Raw genomic sequence first — 19,197 nt, 5'->3', positions numbered from 1 at the left:
CGATGTCGACCACGGATGCAACGCCGACCCTGAAAGAGGGTCTCGACCTCGACAACGTCTTCGAGACGACGCCGGAGGAGGTCGCCACCAACCTGGCGCACATCTGGGGGCCGCGCGGCCCCTTGTACGAGATGTACGCGATGAGTCTCTACATGGACTACGCGCCGGACTTCGGCAAGCTCTCGCGATGGGCCGGAGAGGTGTTCGGCCGCCTCTCCGGTGCCGAGAACGTCGTACTCGCCAGCTCGCAGAACATCCTCACCTACATGATGACGGGCTGGGAGACGGGGATCCGCAACGAGTTCTACGTGTTGTGGCGCAACGGCCTGTCGAAGGAGGACGTGCTCGAACTCGTCATGTTCTCCCAGATGTACGCCGGGATGCGGGGCCTCGGTCACGTGTACCACGCGGTCGGTGACCTCCTGCCGTCGTGGGCGCCACCGCCCCGCGAGCCGGCGTACCCGGCCGGCTGGGCCGCCGATCCCGATGCCTTCAAGTGCGGCCTCGACCTGTCGACGCGCGAGCTGACGGACGAGGACACGGCGAACCTGACGGCCTGGTACGAGACGACGATCGGTTACCTGCCCGACTCGATCAAGTTCGCCATCAAGTACAACCCACGGTTCGTCAAGCTCAACCGGGCACGGTGGGAGGTCACGTTGAAGCGGGTGCCGAAGCAGATGGCCCCGTACCTGATGTTGCGGCAGAACATGATGACCGGCTCCGAGGAGGGACTGCGCGAGGCCGCCCTGCTGGGCAAGGCGTGGGGCCTCTCGGCCGACACCGTGCAGCGCGCCGTCACCAACACGGCGATGTACTTCACGAACTTCGAAGGTCTGTACGCACCGAGCAAGGTGCTGGACGAGCTGCTCGAGAACTGGGACTGACGATGGCACCAAGGAGTGAGGGTCTCGACCTGCACAACATCGGCGAGACCACCGCCGACGAGATCAGCGGTGCGCTGGCCCACGTGTGGAGCTGGCGGGGTCCGCTCTACGAGACCTATGCGACGAGCCTCCAGCTCGACTACGCGCCGGACTTCGCCAAGCTCTCACGTTGGGCGTCGGACATCTTCGGGCGCCCGGCCGGCGAGAGCGCGGTGGTGCTCCAGAGCTGCCAGAACATCCACAGCTACATCATGCTGGGCTGGGAGACGGGGATCCGCAACGAGTTCGACACGCTCCGCCGCAACGGGCTGACCAAGCAGGAGCTGATGGAGCTCGTGATGTTCACGCAGCTCTACGCCGGCATGCGCGGCCTGGGCCATGTGTATCACGCGGTGGGCGACTTCCTGCCGATCTGGGCCGACCCTCCGAAACGGTTCGAGTGGCCTGAGGGCTGGGCGGCCGAACCCGACGCCTTCAAGTGCGGCCTCGACCTGTCGACGCGTGATCTCACCGCCGACGACATCACCAACCTCACCGGCTGGTACGAGCGGACCATCGGGTACGTGCCCGATTCGATCACCTTCGGCATCCGCGTCAACCCCAAGTTCACCAAGCTCAACCGGGCCCGCTGGGAGGTTGCGATCAAGACGCTGCCCAAGCAGATCGCCCCCTACCTCATGTTGCGTCACCACACGATCACCCAGTCGGTCGACGGTCTCCGCGAGTCGGCCCTGCTCGGCAAGAGCTGGGGGATGACCGCCGACGAGGTGATCCGGGCGGTCTCCAACACGGCGATGTACTTCACCAACTTCGAGGGCTTCTACGCCGCCCACGAAGCGCTCGATTCCCTTCTCGAGAACTGGTGACGCCGGGCGGAGCCCGTGCCGCGACGCGGCTCGCCACAGCGCTCCGCGCCGACGCCACCGCAACGACGACGACCGATCAGGAGAAACTTCATGGAACAAGAACTCGACGGCAAGACGGCCGTCGTCACGGGCTCCGGCCGCAACATCGGGCGAGCGATCGCCCTGGAGTTCGCCGCACGGGGCGCCAATGTGGTGGTCAACTCGCGCAGCAACGCCGACGAGGCGAAGGCTGTCGTCAGCGAGATCGAGGCCCTCGGTGTGCGGTCCACCGCGGTGATCGGCGACGTGTCTCGGCAGGAGACGATCGATGAGCTCAAGGCCGCGGCCGACCAGTTCGGCGGCGCCGACATCTCGGTGAGCAACGCCGCGCTGCGCCCCCATCAGTCGTTCGACGACATGACAGTGGACGACTGGCTGGGCATCTTGGACATCCAGCTCAACGCCTCGTTCCGTCTGGCCAAGGCGTTCGTGCCGGGAATGAAGGCCAAGAAGTGGGGCCGGCTCATCCACATCACCGGTCCCGACGCGTTCATCGGCATCGCCAACCGGGCCCACAACGTCACCGCCAAGGGGGGACTGCGGGCCTTGACGAAGTGCCTGGCGATCGAGCTGGGGCCGGACGGGATCACCGTCAACGACGTGGCTCCGGGCGCGATCGACACGAAGAAGAACGATCTGTCGCATCCGCACGTCACCGCCCAGGGGGCACCGGTGGACGAGAACGACCGCTCGCACGCGATCGCCCGCATCCCGGTCGGTCGCCTCGGGACGCCGGAGGACATGGCGTACGCCTGCGGCTTCCTGGCGTCGCCCCGCGCGAGCTTTTACACCGGAACGGTCATGTGCTGTTTCGGTGGGCAGTGGAACGTCGGCTGACGACTGCGGCCTCGCTCAGCGCGGGAGGAGCGCGTCGGACACCCAGCACCGGGTGAGGTGCAGTGTCGACTCGATGCGGACGACGCGCGGCGGCAGGTCGGGGCCCCGGCCGCACATCGCGAGCGCGGCCTTCAGGCAGGCGTCCCCGTCGGGGAGCACCATCGGCAGGCGGCTCCGCCGCAGCCCGGCGGCGCCTGCCGTGAAGCAGTTGATGTACGTCTTGCGGAAGTCGAGGCGGTTGGCGAGGGAGGCCGGGATGAAGTCGGCGAAGCCGATGCCGAGGGCGTTGCCTGCCGACACGTCGGTGAGACCGAGCAGGACGATCGAATGGATCAGCGGGCGCGGGAAGTCCTCGAGCCCGGTCACCCAGAAGCGGCCGGTGACGTTGGGGTCGATCGTCGTTCCCGAGATGTCCTTGCCGCCACGCTCGACGACCAGCACGTCGATCTCGTCGAACGGAAGCGTCGGCACGAGCGCCCTGGCGTCGTCGGTCAGCTGGTGTTCCCTGCCCGTGATCGTCGCGAGGTCCTCGGGGCCGAGCGCCTCGACGTAGACGACCTCGCCGGTGGGCGCCTCGATCGAGGCCAACCCGCCGAGCAGCCGTCCCGTCTCGCGCAAGGCGGTGCCGGCGTCGAGAAGGCGGTCGCGCATCTCCACCGGACCGCAGGCGTGGATCAGCGCCGCGCCCGGCTGCTTGCCGAACCCCACCACCGCCATCTTCGTGAGACCCGACTCGATCGGGCCCTTGAAGCACGTGTGTGGCTTCACGCGGTTGACGGGCAGGAACCTGTCGGCCGCGGCCGCGTTGGCGTCGAGGTGGACCGGCATGCCCGCCGCGGTCCGGGCGACCACCACGGTCTCCATCGTGGAACGGATCTCGCAATCGAGGACCTCCTCGGTCATCCCGAGTGAGGCGAGCATCGCCACCTGACCGTCGGCGGTGGCTCCACCGTGGCTGCCCATGGCGGGGACGACGAACGGCTTGGTACCGAGGTCACGCAAGGCGCGGACGGTGCCCCGCAACAGCTCGACGCGCCCGGTCAGGCCGCGCGATCCCGCACCCACAGCCACGGTCATCCCGCTCGTGACGGCCGCCGCGTAGCGCGCCCGGACCTGGTCGTACGACGCCTGCTCGACGTCCGCCACGGCCGGTCGTCTGGGCACGGTGAGCGGGAGCTCGTGCAGCTCGGGGATGCGCACCCAGTCGGGGAAGGGGAGTTCGATTCCGGCCGCGAGTTGCGGCCACGAGGTTCCCGTGAGGTCGACCGAGTCGTTCATGCGCCGTCGGTGGCTCGCATCGTCGCGCCGCTCACGCCGGTCGCCGCGTCCGACATCGGCGGCGGGCCGGCCACGAACGGGACCGGGCGCTCGACTCGGCGGCGGAAGCGCCATCCCGTGTCGTCGCGGACGAGCTCGTCCTCGTAGCGACCGACGATCGTGTTCTCGAAGTTCGACGCGATCCACACCACGTCCGTGCGGGCCGTCGCCGTGTTGCCGTCGGCCCCGATGGCGACGAGCGGTCGCGAGATCATGTGCTTGCTGCGGTAGCCCGCCGGCAGGCACGTGCTCAGGAACGTCATGAGCGTCGAGCGGCCTTCGAAGGCGGTGTCCTCGACGACGAACGCTGCGTCGTCGGTCCACAGTTCGTTCAGCCCGGCCCAGTCCTGGTCGTCGAAGAGCATGCAGTAGCGGCCGATCAGATCGCTGATCTCCTCGACCGCGAGCAACCGCTCGAGTGCATCCATCGTCCCGCTCCGTCTCACCCGTGATCGTCGGCGAGCACCGGCGAGCGACCTCGCGAGAGGCGGAGGTTCGAGATCGCCGTCCTCACCCGCTGTGCGAGCTCGGGGGCCTGGTAGAAGGACAGGGCGACGAGCGTCAACAAGCCGACCATGATCTGACCCCACGCCGCGCTCCAGCCGAGGTAAGGCAGGATGTTGATGATCACGTTGAGGAAGAGCGAGCCGACCACGGCGCCGACGAACGAGCCGCGGCCACCCAGCAGGCTGGCGCCGCCGAGCACAGCGGCGGCGATGCTCGTGAGCGTGAAGCTGAGGCCGGCGGTCGGGTCGCCGACCTGGACCTGGGCGGCGAGGAAGAACCCGCCGATCGCCGCGGCGAACGCCGAGATGAAGAACGCCCGCACGAACAGGTAGCCGACGCGCACCCCGCGGCGAGCGGCCGACTCCTCGTCGAGACCCATCGCCCGGGCCGCCAGCCCGCCGGGCGTCCGATAGAGCCAGATGTCGGCGATGACGGCGACGCCGGCGATCACGATGAGGGCCACGGGCATGAAGCCGACGCTGTACAAGAGCTTGTCGATGAACTCGTAGCTGATCGAGCCCTGGGGGATCGGCCGCAGCCAGAGGCAGACGCCCTGCAGCGCGCTGTACGTGGCCAGGGTGGCGATGATCGACGAGAGCTTGAGCCAACGGATGAGGATCACGTTCACGGCACCGACGCCGAGCGCCACGCCGATCACGAACAGCATGCCGAGGGTGAGACCGAACCATCCCTCGTCGGGCCCGAGCACGAAGGAAGAGATGACGAGGCACAGCGAGATGAGCGCGCCGACCGACACGTCGAACGCCTTCACCATCAGGGCGCTCGTCTGCGCCATCGCCGCCAGGGCGAGCGGCATCGTGGCAACCATGACACCGCTCAGGTTGAAGGTGGTGAGGAAGTTCGAATCCCGATTGGTGGTGTAGCCGCCGAGGCCCAGGATCAGCAGCATCATCGCGCCGATCGGAAGCCACCGGCCGAGCTGCAGCCGCGGCCGAACGTCTGCGGTGGCGCGTCGTCCGTCACTCGTCATCGCTCTCTCCTTCCTGCAGGCGGGTCGAGCCCTTGCCGATGATCGCCGCGATGATCCTGCTCTCGTCGAGCTCGTCGCGTCGAATCTCGTCGACGATCTCGCCGCGCGACATCACGACGACGCGGTCGCAGATCCCCGCCAACTCGATCGCGTCGCTGGACTTCACGAGCACCGATGCGCCCTCGCCGGCCTTGTCCCGCAGGGCCCGGTAGATGTCGAGCCGAGCCCCGACGTCCACGCCCTGCGTGGGCTCGTCGGCGAGGATGACGTTGAGGTCACCGCGCAGGAACGGTCGCATCAGTGCCACCTTCTGCTGGTTGCCACCCGACAGGTACTGCGTCGGCTGTTCGATCGACGCCGCCTTCAGGCGCAGCCGGTCGACGAGGTCGTTGACCGGCGCCCGTTCCCTGCGGCGGCTCACGAATCCCAGCCGGGCATACCGGCCGAGCACCTGGAGGGTCGCGTTGGCGCGCACGCTCAGCGCTGTGAAGATCGACTCCTGCTTGCGGTCGGCGCTGAGCAGGATGATGCCGGCGCGGATCGCGCCGGGCGGGGTGTTCAGCTGCACCCGCTTACCGGCGCACGTGACGTCGCCGCGAGACGGCTCCACGCCCGCCAACGCCCGCAGGAACTGGACCTGGCCGTTGCCCTCGGCGCCGGCGATCCCGACGATCTCGCCGCGACCGAGCTCGAGGTCGACGGGGCCGAAGCGACGACCGCGCAAGCCGGACACCCGCAGCAGCGTGTCGCCGGTGTTGGTCGCCACGGCAGGGAACGCCAGCTCGAGGGGACGACCGATCATCATCGCCACGACGTCCGCCTCCGACATCGTGGCCGCGTCGTACGTTCCCTGACTGGCGCCGTCGCGGAGCACCGTGACGCGATCGGCCACGTCGAGGACTTCGGGCAGGCGGTGACTCACGTACACGACTCCCATCCCGCGCTGCGCGAGGCTGCGGATCAAGGCGTGCAGGCGTTGGACGTCGGCATGCCCGAGGGCGGTGGTCGGCTCGTCCAGCAGCAGGACCTTGGGCTCCGACAGCAGTGCCTGGACCACTTCGAGGATCTGCAGTTCGGCGGCCGACAGCGTCTCGATCGGGGCGGTCGGATGGATGTCGAGCTCGTACTGGGCGAGCTGCTCGGCCGCCCACGGGTGCATCTGCGAGTAGCGCGGGCGCCGCTCGTCGGGCGCGCCGAGGTAGAGGTTCTCGGCCACGGTGAGGCCGGCGACCGCGGTCAGGTGCTGGTAGGCCATGCCGAGACCGAGCTGCATCGCGGCGCGCGGCGAAGGCGTCGAGAGCGGCTGCCCGGCGATCTCCACCGTTCCCGCGTCGGGCGTCTGGCTGCCGCTGGCGATGCTCAGCACCGTCGACTTGCCCGAACCGTTCTCACCGAGCAGGGCGTGGATCTCGCCGGCGCGGAACTCGATGGAGATGTCGTCGTTCGCCTGCACCGGGCCGAAGCGCTTGGAGATGCCGCTCAGTCTCAGGACCACCGTGTCCGGGGCGACAGCGGTCGGGACATCGACCCTCTCGGCACCCTCGGTGCCGACTCGTTCTGTCGATGTCATCTCTCGTCGGTCCTCGAAGTCGGTCGTCATGTCGTGGCGTTCGTGCCCGGTGGGAGTGGGCGGGATGGGCAGGGAGTGGACCGGAGGGGCGCCACCCGGCGCCCCTCCACGATCGTCCACGTCAGCCCGGGAACATCCGGGTCTGCAACTCGGGCGGGATCAGGCTCGACGGCGAGCCGTCCGGCGGGATGTCGGTGCGGCACGACTCCATCGTCACCGGCCGCAGGCCACCGCCGAAGAGGATCTGCGAGGGAACGTCGTAGCCCTGTAGGTACATCATCGCCGCGGTCAACCCGGTCCGTCCTTCCATGAACAGCGCCGTCGACGTCCACGAGTTGGAGACGCCGCCGGCCTCCTTCCAGGCGCACAGGAACGGGTTGTCGTCCGACTGGTGCATCGTGACGAGCCCTTCCATCGAGATGCCGGCGGCTTCGAAGGCGCGCATGGCACCGACGAAGGCGTCGCCGTAGCTTCCGAGGATGCCGTCGATGTCGGGGTGCTCGGCGAGGATCGCCGACGTCGCGGCGAGGTAGCTCTCCCGGCTCCAGGCGTTGCCCTGACGGGCGACGATCTCGATGTTGTCGGGCAGCGTCTCGAGCATGCACTCCTCCTGCTGACCGTCGAGGGTGTTGCCCGGTGCGCCGAGCAGGATGGCGATCTCACCACCATCGGGAAGAGCTTCGCCGAACTGCGTGCCCCAGGCACGAGACACGGCACAGACGTCCGGCCCCGTGTAGGTGAGGTAGTCGACGCCGGGTTCGCCCACGGCCGTGCCCGACCAGGTGACGACGAGGGAGCCTTGTTCCATCGCGGCGCGGTAGGCAGGGACGAGGGCTTCGCCGGCGTCGGGGTAGCTGATGATGATGTCGAAGTCGCGCGCTGCGAAGCTGCGCACGTCGGAGATCGCCTTTTGCGTGTCGAGGTTGGCGTCGGTGTAGGCGATCTCGCCGATCTCCGGATACGACAGGGCTTGGAGGATGAACTCCATCTTGAAGATCTGGCGGGCGATGTTGCCGCCGAAGCCGTCGGCCAGACCGACCTTCAGTTCGCCACCGGTGCCCGTGTCACACCCGTTGTTCTCCCAGCACTCGAGGGCGAGGTCTTGATCGACCGGCAGGGCCGCCCGGATCACGGTGGCCAGGGCGATGTTGCGGGCCCGTTCCTCCACCGGCAGACCGCCCGGGCCGGCCATGCCGGTGTCGATCATCGCCGGGTCGGGATTGCTGTAGTTCTCGCCGAACTCACCGTCTTCCAGGGTGGCACCCCAGTCGGTCTCACCGCCGGTGGCGGTGTCGACGGCGGTCGAGGTGTCGTCGGACGGACTGGTGTCGTCGCTTCCGGCGGTCGCCGTGCTCACGGTCGAGACGCCCGCGGTGAGGCCCGCGGCGCAGATCAGGGCCAGCGCCGTGCGTCGTCTGGTGGTGCGTCTCCTCGCGATGAAGCTGCTGTCCGGTGTCGCCATGATTCCCCCTGTTGTCTGTGGTTGTGCTCGTACGACGAGCGTTCAGGTCTGCCGTGAGACGGCGTGGTCGAGTTGCGTCGCTGGTCGAGCCCGGGGCTCTGCCTCGTCGTCGCCGTCGATGTACCTCCGCAGCGAAGGCCGCAGCAGGAGGCGCCCGATCAGTTCGGCGATGCGGTCACCGGAGATCAGCATGCCCACCACGATCGCCGCCCCGAAGACGACGAACTGCGAGGCATTCGTGAGTCCCAGCACCTTCAACATCTGGTTGAGGAGGGTGACGAAGAACGCCGCGACCCACGTCGACGCCGGGCTCGCCAGACCGCCCGACAGTGCGGCACCGCCGAGGACCACCGCGGCGACGGGACCGAGGAGGTAGGACGCCCCCGGGTTGACGCCCGGGTTGACCACGATGCCGCCGATGAAGATCGCGGCCAGCCCGGCACCGATCGAGGCCGCCACGTAGGCGCCGACGATGTAGAGGCGGACGCGGAACCCGGCCATCCACGCCGCTCGACGGTTCGCCCCGACGGCCTGGAAGCGACGTCCCACCGCACTCGAGCGGAGCAGGAGGCCGAGCACCAGGGTGAGGGCGACCACGAACCAGAAGGTCTTGCTCACCCCCAGCACCTTGGCGAACACGAAGTCCGACAGGTTGTCGGGGACGCTGGAGTTGTTGGCGGTGCCGGCGCGGTACTCGGACGTGATGCCAAGCAGGATGAGGCTCGTGGCCAACGTGACGATGAGCGGGTTGAGCTCGAGCACGGCGACCAACAAGCCGTTCACGAGACCGATGACGGCGGCGACGACGAACACCACGACGATGGCTCTTGCCAGACGATCGTCGGACCCCTTGGAGACGCCGACGAGGACGTTGGCGAGCAGCGAGATGCTCGCCCCCATCGAGAGGTCGATGCCCCCCATCATGATCACCAACATCTGCCCCAGGGCGACGATCGCGACCACGCTTCCGAGGGGCAGGAGCGAACTCCACGACGCCGACGAGAGGACGCTCGGGGCGGCGATGCGGCAGATCACGAGGAGCGCCGCCATGGCGATCCAGATCGTGGCGAAGCGCGTGCTGAAGAGCAGGTTGCCGAGCGCCAGGCGAACGTCCGGACGCCACGTGGCGCCACGTCCCGCGCGGTCACTGTGGTCGGACACCGTCGCCCCGTTTCATTCGTGCCCCATCGAGAGGGTCCCTGGTCGAGTCGCCGCTCGAACGCCACGACAAATCAGATATGATTGTGTCGCGCACACGACACGCACGTCAAATCGGAGGCGGCAGTCGGCCGGTCAGCCCGGGAACATCCGAGACTGCAGCTCGCCGGAGACGAGGCTCGACGACGAGCCGTCCGGCGGGATGTCGGTGCGGCACGACTCCATCGTCACCGGCTTGAGCTGAACGCCGAAGATGATCTCGGGCGGAACGTCGTAGCCCTGCATGAACATCATCGCCGCCGTCAGCCCGGTCCGCCCCTCCATGAGGAGACTGACACCGGTGAACGACCGCATCACCCCGCCGGCTTCCTTCCAGGCGCACAGGAACGGGTTGTCGTCGCCCTGGTGCATCGTGACCAGTCCCTCCATCGAGATGCCGGCGGCTTCGAAGGCGCGCATGGCGCCGACGAAGGCGTCGCCGTAGCTGCCGAGGATGCCGTCGATGTCGGGGTGCTCGGCGAGGATCGCCGACGTCGCGGCGAGGTAGCTCTCCCGGCTCCAGGCGTTGCCCTGACGGGCGACGATCTCGATGTTGTCGGGCAGCGTCTCGAGCATGCACTCCTCCTGCGCCGGGTCGATCGTGTTGCCCGGTGCCCCCAGCAGGATGCCGATCTCCCCACCGTCGGGAAGTTCCTCGCCGAACTGCGTGCCCCACGCTCGTCCGACGGCGCACCAGTCGGGGCCGCTGTAGGTGAGGTAGTCGACGCCGGGTTCGCCCACGGCCGTGCCGGCCCAGGTGACGACGAGGGAGCCTTGTTCCATCGCGGCGCGGTAGGCAGGGACGAGGGCTTCGCCGGCGTCGGGGTAGCTGATGATGATGTCGAAGTCGCGCGCTGCGAAGCTGCGCACGTCGGAGATCGCCTTTTGCGTGTCGAGGTTGGCGTCGGTGTAGGCGATCTCGCCGATCTCCGGATACGAGAGCGCTTGGAGGATGAACTCCATCTTGAAGATCTGGCGGGCGATGTTGCCGCCGAAGCCGTCGGCGAGACCGACCTTCAGTTCGCCACCGGTGCCCGTGTCACACCCGTCGTTCTGCCAACACTCGAACGCCAGGTCCTCGTCGACCGGCAGGCCGGCCCGGTCCACGGTGGCGAGCACGATGTTGCGGGCCCGTTCCTCGGTCGGCAGACCGTCGGGGCCGGCCAGGCCGGTCACGAGGAGTTCGAGGTCAGGCGTGTAGTTCTCGCCATACTCGCCGTCGCTCAACGTGGCCCCGAAGTCGCTCGGGTCGGTCGTGGAGGCGGCGGCCGTGTCGGCAGTGGTGTCGTCGCTCGCCGCCGTCGAGACGCTCGCTCCGGCGATCGCCATCGCGGCCGCGAGGGTGCCGAACCGTACGGTCGCGCGGCGCAGGTTCACCGATCGGGCTCCGTGCGGGCTCGTACTCGTCGTTGCCATGGTGCCTCCCCGGCGTTCTGTCGTCCCCGTCGCCGCCACGATGACGACTCGCAGGGCGATGCAGATCATATAAGATCACATGTGGGCCGACGTCAACGGGCGGCGCGGCCGGGGGAGTGCTCGACGTGACGATCATCGTGGAACGCGACGACTTCGCGGCTCTCGTTGACACCGATGCCCAACTGTCCCTGTTGGCCGCCGGCTACGTCTTCACCGAGGGCCCGGTCTGGAACGTGGCCGAGCAGGCGCTCTACTTCAGCGACATCCCCGCCGACCGGCGCTACCGGTGGACGGCCGGTGGAGGTGCCGAGTTGGTGATGTTCCCGACCTTCAAGGCCAACGGAATGGCCTACGACGTCGAGCGCCGGCTCATCGTGTGCGAGCACGTCTCGAGCGCCGTCACGCGGTTCCACGCCGATGGGTTCCACGAGATGGTGTGCTTCCACGCCGGTGGTCGGTACCTCAACAGTCCCAACGACGTGGTGAGCCGCAAGCGAGACGGTTACATCTACTTCACCGATCCCGACTACGGCCGGTGGAACGACTGGATCGGCAGCCAACGCACCACGCAGATCGGTTACACGGGTGTCTATCGCGTCCCTCACGACGGTGGTGAGGCCGAGCTGGTGTCGCGGCCCGGCGAGTTCGAACAACCGAACGGCCTGTGCTTCTCGCCCGACGAGTCGCTGCTGTACGTCAACGACTCGCCGCGCGCTCACATCAAGGTGTTCGACGTCGCCGACGACGGCGCACTGGTGAACGGACGGATCCTCGCCGAGGGGATCGGCGGCACCATCGAGGGAGGCTCGCCCGACGGCATGGAGTGCGACGAGTTCGGCAACGTGTGGACGACCGGACCCGGTGGCGTGTGGGTGTTCGATCCAGTGACCGGCGAGCGGATCGGCATGATCCAGACGCCCGAGGTGTGCGGAAGCCTCTGCTGGGGAGGCCCGGACCTGCGGACGCTCTTCCTCACGACGTCGACGACGCTGCACTCCATCCCCACCGTGTGCACGTCGGCGCCGCTTCCGCACTACTGAGTGGCGATCCCCGATCGGCTGAGGGCCGCCGCGCCGTCGGGCCCGTCGAACACGAAGCCCTCGTACCCCTCCTCGGCGATCGCGTCGCACGTTCGCACGTACTTGTCGAACCCTCCGACGTAGACCATGAAGACCCGAGGCTTGCCCGGGATATTGGCGCCGACGTACCACGATTCGGCCTGCGGATACAGCGTCTCGGACGCCGCGGCGCGCACCTCGTCGTCCCAACCCGACTGCGCCTCGGGCGTCGGCTCGATCGACCGGAGACCGTGACGACGCATGAAGTCGATGCAGTTGGTGATCCAGCGGACGTGGTGCTCGATCCCGAGGATCATGTTGTTGAGCACCGACGGACTCTGCGGCCCGGTGATCATGAACAGGTTGGGGAACGACACGACCTGGATGCCGAGGTAGGTGTGGGGACCGCTCGCCCAGGCGTCGTCGATCGTCGTGCCATGGCGGCCGACCACGCCCATCCGTCGCAGCGCACCCGTCATCGCGTCGAACCCGGTCGCCATCACCACGACGTCGAGCTCGATGTGGCGGCCATCGCTGAGGAGCACACCGGTCTCGTCGAACGAGGCGATCGGCGTGGCGCGGGCATCGATCAGCGTGACGTTGTCGCGGTTGAAGGTCTCGTAGTAGCGAGTATCCGCGCACACTCGCTTGCTCCCGATCGGGTGGTCCCTGGCGCACAGCAACTCGGCCACGTCCGGGTCGCGCACGATCTCGCGTACCTTGCTGCGGAAGTACTCGGCCAGGAACTCGTTGGCCTCGCGATTCTTGAAGACGTCGTCGAACGCGAGGACGATCTCGGGGAATCCGCCGCGCCCCCACCGCCGGTCGAGCTCGGCGTACGCGCGCTCGCGCTCGAGGTCGTCGACGCCGAGCGCAGCCGGCTCGAAGTCGAACCCGGCCGAGTTGTTCCAGGCCGCCTCACGCCACTGTGCCAACGACGCCTTGCGGTGACGCACGCGCTCCTCGTCGTTCTCCCGCTGCCCCGCGGGCAGGCTGAAGTTGGCGGTCCGCTGGAACACCGTGAGCTCGCTCGCCGACTCGGCGATCACCGGGATCGCCTGGATGCCCGACGAACCGGTGCCGATCACGGCGACCCGCCGCCCCGTCAGATCGACCCCCTCGGCCGGCCACGACGCGGTGTGATGGATCTCGCCCTGGAACCGGTCGAGCCCGTCGAAGTGCGGGGTGCTGGGTACCGACAGGCAGCCCGTCGCGGCGACCAGGAACGGCGCCGTGATGTGGTCGCCCGCCTCGGTGCTGATCGTCCAGGTCGCGTCGGCGTCCTCGTACACGGCGCTGACGACGCGGGTGCCGAGTCGGATGTCCTTGCGCAGGTCGAGCCGATCGGCCACCCAGTTGAGGTAGCGCTCGATCTCCGGTTGCTGCGCGTAGCGCTCGCTCCAGGACCAGTCCCGGTAGAGCTCGTCGGAGAACGTGTACGAGTAGTCGATGCTGACGACGTCGCATCTCGCGCCCGGATACCGGTTCCAGTACCACGTCCCGCCGACCCCGTCGGCTGCGTCGAGGACCACGACCCGGTATCCCGCGCCACGCAGTGAGTGCAGGGCATTGAGCCCGGCGAAACCGGCCCCGACGACGATCACGTCGAAATCGGGAGTCCTTGACTCGCGTGCATCCGGCATTCGCCCCTCCAGAGTTCGCAGGCTCGACGGCAGTCGACCAGGCTGACGGCAGCATCATATATGATGACCACTCGGGGGCCACGTTCAGGGCTGGTGCCCCGCCACGAGCGAGGCGGCGACGTGCCGGAATCGTTCCCGAGGTGGTGTGCGCACAACTTCGCCTTGTTGGGGTCTCATCGATAATATATGATCTGGAAACCTTCCCGCGCCGACAAGCGTGTCACACACCGACGAATCGGTGCACGGGTTCGATGCTGGCTCTGCTGGCGGCGAGGCCGGCCCGACGACCGAGCCAGGAGTCACCATGATGCAGTTACCGTCCCGTGCCGACATGGTCGGCAGTCTGCTTCGGCCGGCTCGGCTCGCCACGGCCCGGCAGGCGTGGAAGGACGGCGAGCTCGAGCCCGAGGAGCTGGCGGCGATCGAGGACGACGAGATCGCGTCGGCCGTGGCGAAGCAGGAGGAGATCGGGATCGGCGCCGTCACCGACGGCGAGTTCCGGCGCGACTGGTGGCACCTCGACTTCCTTCACGCCTTCGATGGCGTCGAGCTCGCGGCGCGACCGCGCCCCGCGAACTTCAAGGGGGAGGGCGACAGCCCGCCGATCCCGGTCATCACCGGGCCGGTGCGGCACGCTCGGCCGATCTTCGTGGACGACTTCGCGTTCGTTGCCTCGGCGGCGACCTCGCACCCGGCCAAACTCACCATCCCCGGTCCGGGCGTCGTCACCTTGATGGGAGGCCGCAGTGTCGTCGACGAGACGACGTACCCGGACATGGAGCAGTTCTGGGACGACCTCGTCGTCGCTTACCGAGATGAGATCACCCTGCTCTACGAGGCGGGATGCCGATACCTCCAAGTGGACGACATCAGCTTCGCCTACCTCTGCGACCCGGCCTTCCGAGCCCAGATCGCCGCCAGGGGCGACGATCCCGACGACCTGGTGCGCCGCTACCGGGACACGACCAACGCGATCATCGCCAACCGGCCCGACGACCTGCTCGTCACCACGCACATGTGCCGGGGCAACTTCCGCAGCCGCTGGGTGGCGAGCGGTGGGTACGAGCCGATCGCCGAGCCCGTGTTCGGCGGCATGGACGTCGACGCCTTCTTCCTCGAGTTCGACAGCGACCGGGCCGGGGGCTTCGAGCCGCTCCGGCACCTGGCCGACGACAAGACGGTCGTTCTCGGGCTGGTGACGTCGAAGTTGGCCCAGCTCGAAGATCCCGAGGAGCTGAAGCGCCGCATCGAGGAGGCGGCACGCATCGTGCCCCTCGAGCGCCTCGCCCTCAGCCCGCAATGCGGGTTCTCGAGCAGCCATCACGGCAACGACCTCACCATCGACGATCAGTGGCGCAAGCTCGAGCTCGTCGTCGAAACGGCGGCGTCCGTCTGGGGCTGACGCGGCCCGCTGTCGGCACCGTCGCCGGAGCACACTGAGATGGACAAACGCCCACATGATCATATATGATCGGTGCGTTCTGGTCCTCGGGGCGGTACCCGGGGAGAGGGGGAGAGACCATGACTCATCGAATGCTCCAAGCTGGTCGGCCGCGCCGGTCGTTGCGACGAGGGCTGATCGCCGCCCTCGCCGTGGCGGTCGCCTCCGCGGGCGGCGCCGTGAGCGCAACCTCCGTCGAGACGGCTCCACCGTCTGAGCCGGCGGAGCCGACCACCGGAGGCAGCGCCAAGATGGTGATGCTCGGCTCGCTGGTCGCCATGGACCCGAGCCTGCACCGCGTCTCGCTGGCCTACGCCGAGGGCGCCATCATGGGCGCCGTCTTCGGCCACCTGGCGTACTTCAACCCCCAGACCGGGGAGGTCGAGCTGTACTTCCTCGAATCGCTCGAACCCAACGAGGCCTCCACGGTCTGGACGCTCACGCTGCACGACGGGATCAAATTCAGCGACGGGACGCCGATGAACGCCGAGGCGATCAAGTTCAACATCGAACGATCGGCCGACCCCGAGACCGGATCGCGGTTCCAGGCGGTGGCGGCGCCCCTCGAGCTCGAGGTGCTCGACGAGCTCACCCTCCAGGTGACGCTTCCGGCACCCAATCCCGGCTGGGCCGGCGACCTCGTCGCCAACTTCGCCGGCATCGGCTCGCCGACCGCGATCCAGGCGGCGATCGACGAGGGCGTCGAAGTCGGCACGCGGCCGGTGGGCGCCGGCCCGTTCATGGTGAAGGACTGGGACCCCGGCCAGACGATCACGCTGGAACGGAACCCCTACTTCGCCGAGTTCCACCCCGGTCGTCCCTACCTCGACGAGCTCACCTTCGAGAACGTCACGGACCGCTCCCAGCAGGTGTCCGCCGTCGCCTCGGGCGCCGCCCAGATGACCAGCACCATCGGCGGCGGACCGACGGCCGAGCTGTTGGAGTCGGCCAACGCCATCGCCAGCCACATGGGCGGCGGAGCGACGCTCAACCTCAACACGGCGCGTCCGCCGTTCGACGACGTCCGCGCCCGCCAGGCGCTGTACTACGCCCTCGATCGCAGCCTGCTCGCCGAGGCCTCCACGCCGAACACGCCGGTGGTCACCAACCTGTTCCCCGCGTCGTCACCCTTCTACGACGCCGCCTACGACCTTCCGGCCCAGAACCCCGAGGAGGCGCAGCGCCTGTTCGACGAACTGGCGGCCGAGGGCAAGCCGCTCGAATGGACGCTGACGGTGACGCCGTCGCCGTCGGAGACGGCGCTCGTCGACACGATCATCGCCCAGCTCGCCGAGTACGAGAACGTCTCGTTCGAAGCCCTCTTCCTGCAGCCGACGGAGCAGATCGCGGCGTCGACGTCGGGCGAGTACCAGGCGCTCAGCTGGGCCATGCAGGTCGTCAGCCCGATCCCGTCCGTGTACCAAGCGGTCCATCCCGAGGGTTACCTGAACCCGGGCAAGTGGAGCAACGACACCGTCGCCGGGGCCCTCGAGAACCTGCAGAGCGCCACGACGGTCGAGGAGCAGAAGGCGGTCTGGGACGTCGTCCAGGAGCAGATCATCGCCGACGTTCCCGTGATCTTCACCGGCCAGCAGATCAACACCGTCGGCTTCAGCGACGACTTCATCGTCCCCCGGACGATCAACATCGGAGCGTTCCCACTGTGGGAAGAGGTCGGCTACCGGTGACGTCGTAGGGTGGGGCCGGCCGCGGCCGGCCCCGTCCTCGTCACGTCACGGGCACCTCGGGTTCTCCCGACCGCGGTCCGGCTGCGAGACTCGGCGGATGCCCCGTGCCACCGTGACCTCGACTCGTACCGGCAACGACGCCGGCACGATCGACCTCGAGTACGACACGTTCGGATCGCCGGACGACCCTGCCTTGCTCCTCGTCATGGGTTTCACGGCCCAGATGACGGCGTGGGAGCCGGCGTTCTGCGAACGGCTGGCGGCCGCCGGCCGTCACGTGATCCGCTTCGACAACCGTGACTGCGGACTGTCGGGGAAGCTCGACGGCGTGACCGTCGACAGCGGCGCCGTGCTGAGCGCGTCGCTCAGCGGCTCGCCCGTCCCGGAGGTGCCGTACGACCTCTCGGACATGGCCAACGACGCCGTGGGGCTCCTCGACGTGCTCGGCATCGACAAGGCTCACGTCGCCGGGGCGTCGATGGGTGGCATGATCGCCCAGACCATCGCCATCGACCATCCCGACCGGGTGCTGTCGCTGACGTCGATCATGAGCGCGCCCGGCGACCAGCGCGTCGGCAAGCCGTCGCCGGAAGCGCTCGAGGTACTGCTGTCGCCTCCGCCGGCCGACCGCGACGCCTACATCGCCAACTCCGAGCGCACCACCGTGTGGTGCTCGAAGCGGTACGCCGACGTCGACCGCATCCGCGAGCGGGCCGCCGCGGCCTACGACCGCTCGTTCTACCCCGAGGGTGCGCCCCGCCAGCTGGCCGCCATCTACGCCAGCGGCGATCGAGCCACCGCGCTGGCCGGGCTCGACGTGCCCGCGCTCGTCGTCCACGGCCGCGACGACACGCTGATCACGCCCGACGGCGGCGAGGCGACGGCGGCGGCGATCCCCGGCTCGGCGCTCCTCTACCTCAGCGACATGGGCCACGACCTTCCCGAACCCCTCTGGCCGGTGATCACTGCGGCGATGCTCGCCCTCTGACGCCCCGGCACCCCCTGACCTCACGTTCTTCCCCCCGCTCCCGAAAGGAACCGCTTCCCATGACCGCCAACGTCACACGCACGGGCCCCCTCGCCGGCTACAAGGTGATCGAGATCGCCGGCATCGGACCCGGCCCCTTCGCCGCCATGCTGCTCGCCGACATGGGCGCCGAGGTGGTCCGGGTCGAGCGCGCCCAGGCCGTCGCCAGCGAGCTCCCTGATGGTCCCGGCGCCGACATCTCGGCCCGAGGCCGCCGCAGCATCGGCATCGATCTCAAACAGCCCGACGGCGTTGCGGCCCTCCTCGACCTGGTCGAGTCGGCCGACGCCCTCACCGAGGGTTTCCGGCCCGGCGTGATGGAGCGTCTCGGCGTCGGGCCCGACGAGTGCCTCGCCCGGAACCCGAAGCTCGTCTACGGCCGGATGACGGGCTGGGGCCAGGACGGTCCGTACGCGCAGGCCGCCGGGCACGACATCAACTACATCTCCCTGGCTGGTGCGCTGGCGCACATCCGGCGCGAGGGGCAGGCGCCGGTGCCGCCGCTGAACCTCGTCGGCGACTTCGGCGGCGGCGGGATGTTCCTCGCCTTCGGCGTGGTCTGCGGCATCCTCGAGGCTCAGCGCAGCGGCAAGGGCCAGGTCATCGACACGGCGATGGTGGACGGCACGGCGGCGCTGATGACGATGTTCTGGTCGTTCCGCGGCTCGGCGTTCTTCGACGACAACGCCCCCGGGACCAACGTCCTCGACACCGGCGCGCCGTACTACGACGTGTACGAGTGCAGCGACGGGCTCTACGTGTCGATCGGCTCGATCGAGCCGCAGTTCTACGCCGAGCTGCTCGAACGGACGGGACTCGGCTCCGACCCCGCGTTCGCCGCCCAGAACGATCGCTCGGGCTGGCCGGCCCTCAAGCAGAAGGTGCGCGACCTGTTCCTCACCAAGACCCGCGCCGAGTGGTGCGAACTGCTGGAGATGACCGACGTGTGCTTCGCCCCGGTGCTGTCGATGGGCGACGCCGCAGCCCACCCGCACAACCAGGCGCGGGGCACGTTCGTGGAGTATGCCGGTCGGCTGCAGCCGGCGCCGGCGCCGCGGTTCAGCCGCACGAAGGCCGAGATCGACGCGCCCCCGCCGCATCCCGGTCAGGACACCCGTGACGTCCTCGCCGACTGGGGGTTCGCCGCCGACCGCATCGACGCCTTGGTGGCGTCAGGGGCCGTCGTCCAGGCGGGGTGACCCGCCGCCACCGTGAGCGGCGCGCCGGGTCCCGGGTCGGGCGCGGGTCGTC

Annotated in this window: 16 protein-coding genes; 8 read left to right on the top strand and 8 right to left on the bottom strand. The window is 68.6% G+C overall.

What is annotated here, in order from left to right; genetic code table 11:
• Positions 1-2 precede the first annotated feature (2 nt).
• The 3 genes from DN771_RS06195 to DN771_RS06185 all read left to right on the top strand — a co-directional run bounded on the left by DN771_RS06195 (position 3) and on the right by DN771_RS06185 (position 2,629).
• Positions 3-887 (top strand): hypothetical protein, encoded by an 885-nt coding sequence (locus tag DN771_RS06195; protein ID WP_116996471.1) that lies wholly within the window; start codon positions 3-5, stop codon positions 885-887.
• A gap of 2 nt (positions 888-889) precedes the next feature.
• The gene (locus DN771_RS06190; protein ID WP_116996470.1) at positions 890-1,753 is read left to right on the top strand and encodes a hypothetical protein; all 864 of its coding nucleotides are present in this window, start codon (positions 890-892) and stop codon (positions 1,751-1,753) included.
• Positions 1,754-1,843: 90 nt separating this feature from the next.
• On the top strand, positions 1,844-2,629 hold the full coding sequence (locus tag DN771_RS06185) for an SDR family NAD(P)-dependent oxidoreductase (RefSeq protein ID WP_116996469.1): 786 nt from the start codon (positions 1,844-1,846) through the stop codon (positions 2,627-2,629).
• 15 nt (positions 2,630-2,644) lie between these two features.
• Here the strand turns inward: DN771_RS06185 and DN771_RS06180 are convergent, their stop codons facing one another.
• From DN771_RS06180 to DN771_RS06150, 7 genes are all read right to left on the bottom strand, one after another.
• Entirely contained in the window at positions 2,645-3,907 is a 1,263-nt protein-coding gene (locus DN771_RS06180) for a nickel pincer cofactor-dependent isomerase, group 22 (protein ID WP_116996468.1), read from the bottom strand.
• Positions 3,904-4,374: a nuclear transport factor 2 family protein gene (locus DN771_RS06175; RefSeq protein ID WP_116996467.1), complete on the bottom strand. Its 471-nt coding sequence runs from the start codon at positions 4,372-4,374 to the stop codon at positions 3,904-3,906. Before DN771_RS06175 ends, DN771_RS06180 begins: the two co-directional genes overlap by 4 nt.
• A gap of 14 nt (positions 4,375-4,388) precedes the next feature.
• Complete coding sequence (locus DN771_RS06170; RefSeq protein ID WP_116996466.1) at positions 4,389-5,444, bottom strand: ABC transporter permease; 1,056 nt, start codon at positions 5,442-5,444, stop codon at positions 4,389-4,391.
• A complete protein-coding gene (locus DN771_RS06165; protein WP_116996465.1) occupies positions 5,434-7,044 on the bottom strand; it encodes a sugar ABC transporter ATP-binding protein in 1,611 nt (536 codons plus the stop codon). The genes DN771_RS06170 and DN771_RS06165 overlap by 11 nt, the downstream gene beginning before the upstream one ends.
• A 91-nt stretch (positions 7,045-7,135) precedes the next feature.
• Complete coding sequence (locus DN771_RS06160; RefSeq protein ID WP_116996464.1) at positions 7,136-8,476, bottom strand: substrate-binding domain-containing protein; 1,341 nt, start codon at positions 8,474-8,476, stop codon at positions 7,136-7,138.
• Between the two features lie 42 nt (positions 8,477-8,518).
• Positions 8,519-9,637 carry an ABC transporter permease gene (locus tag DN771_RS06155; RefSeq protein ID WP_116996463.1) on the bottom strand — a complete coding sequence of 373 codons (1,119 nt, stop codon included), beginning with the start codon at positions 9,635-9,637 and terminating at the stop codon, positions 8,519-8,521.
• Positions 9,638-9,769: 132 nt separating this feature from the next.
• Positions 9,770-11,050: a substrate-binding domain-containing protein gene (locus DN771_RS06150; RefSeq protein WP_162941602.1), complete on the bottom strand. Its 1,281-nt coding sequence runs from the start codon at positions 11,048-11,050 to the stop codon at positions 9,770-9,772.
• A gap of 164 nt (positions 11,051-11,214) precedes the next feature.
• On the opposite strand from DN771_RS06150, the gene DN771_RS06145 reads away from it, so the two are divergent.
• Positions 11,215-12,129: an SMP-30/gluconolactonase/LRE family protein gene (locus DN771_RS06145; protein ID WP_162941601.1), complete on the top strand. Its 915-nt coding sequence runs from the start codon at positions 11,215-11,217 to the stop codon at positions 12,127-12,129.
• On the opposite strand, the gene DN771_RS06140 is transcribed toward DN771_RS06145, so the two are convergent.
• The gene (locus DN771_RS06140; protein WP_116996460.1) at positions 12,123-13,790 is read right to left on the bottom strand and encodes a flavin-containing monooxygenase; all 1,668 of its coding nucleotides are present in this window, start codon (positions 13,788-13,790) and stop codon (positions 12,123-12,125) included. The two genes, DN771_RS06145 and DN771_RS06140, sit on opposite strands and share 7 nt — an antisense overlap.
• Positions 13,791-14,094: 304 nt before the next feature.
• Here DN771_RS06140 and DN771_RS06135 point away from each other — a divergent pair, with 304 nt between their 5' ends.
• From DN771_RS06135 to DN771_RS06120, 4 genes are all read left to right on the top strand, one after another.
• Positions 14,095-15,192, top strand: coding sequence for a 5-methyltetrahydropteroyltriglutamate--homocysteine S-methyltransferase (locus tag DN771_RS06135; protein WP_116996579.1), 1,098 nt, complete (start codon positions 14,095-14,097; stop codon positions 15,190-15,192).
• Positions 15,193-15,311: 119 nt separating this feature from the next.
• Positions 15,312-16,919 (top strand): ABC transporter substrate-binding protein, encoded by a 1,608-nt coding sequence (locus DN771_RS06130; protein ID WP_162941600.1) that lies wholly within the window; start codon positions 15,312-15,314, stop codon positions 16,917-16,919.
• A gap of 97 nt (positions 16,920-17,016) precedes the next feature.
• Complete coding sequence (locus DN771_RS06125) at positions 17,017-17,907, top strand: alpha/beta fold hydrolase (protein WP_116996458.1); 891 nt, start codon at positions 17,017-17,019, stop codon at positions 17,905-17,907.
• 59 nt (positions 17,908-17,966) lie between these two features.
• A complete protein-coding gene (locus DN771_RS06120; protein ID WP_116996457.1) occupies positions 17,967-19,145 on the top strand; it encodes a CaiB/BaiF CoA transferase family protein in 1,179 nt (392 codons plus the stop codon).
• Positions 19,146-19,197: the final 52 nt, after the last annotated feature.

It is taken from the genome of Desertimonas flava, assembly GCF_003426815.1.
Classification (GTDB): Bacteria; Actinomycetota; Acidimicrobiia; order Acidimicrobiales; family Ilumatobacteraceae; genus Desertimonas; species Desertimonas flava.
This window is presented reverse-complemented; position numbering and strand designations above follow the sequence as displayed.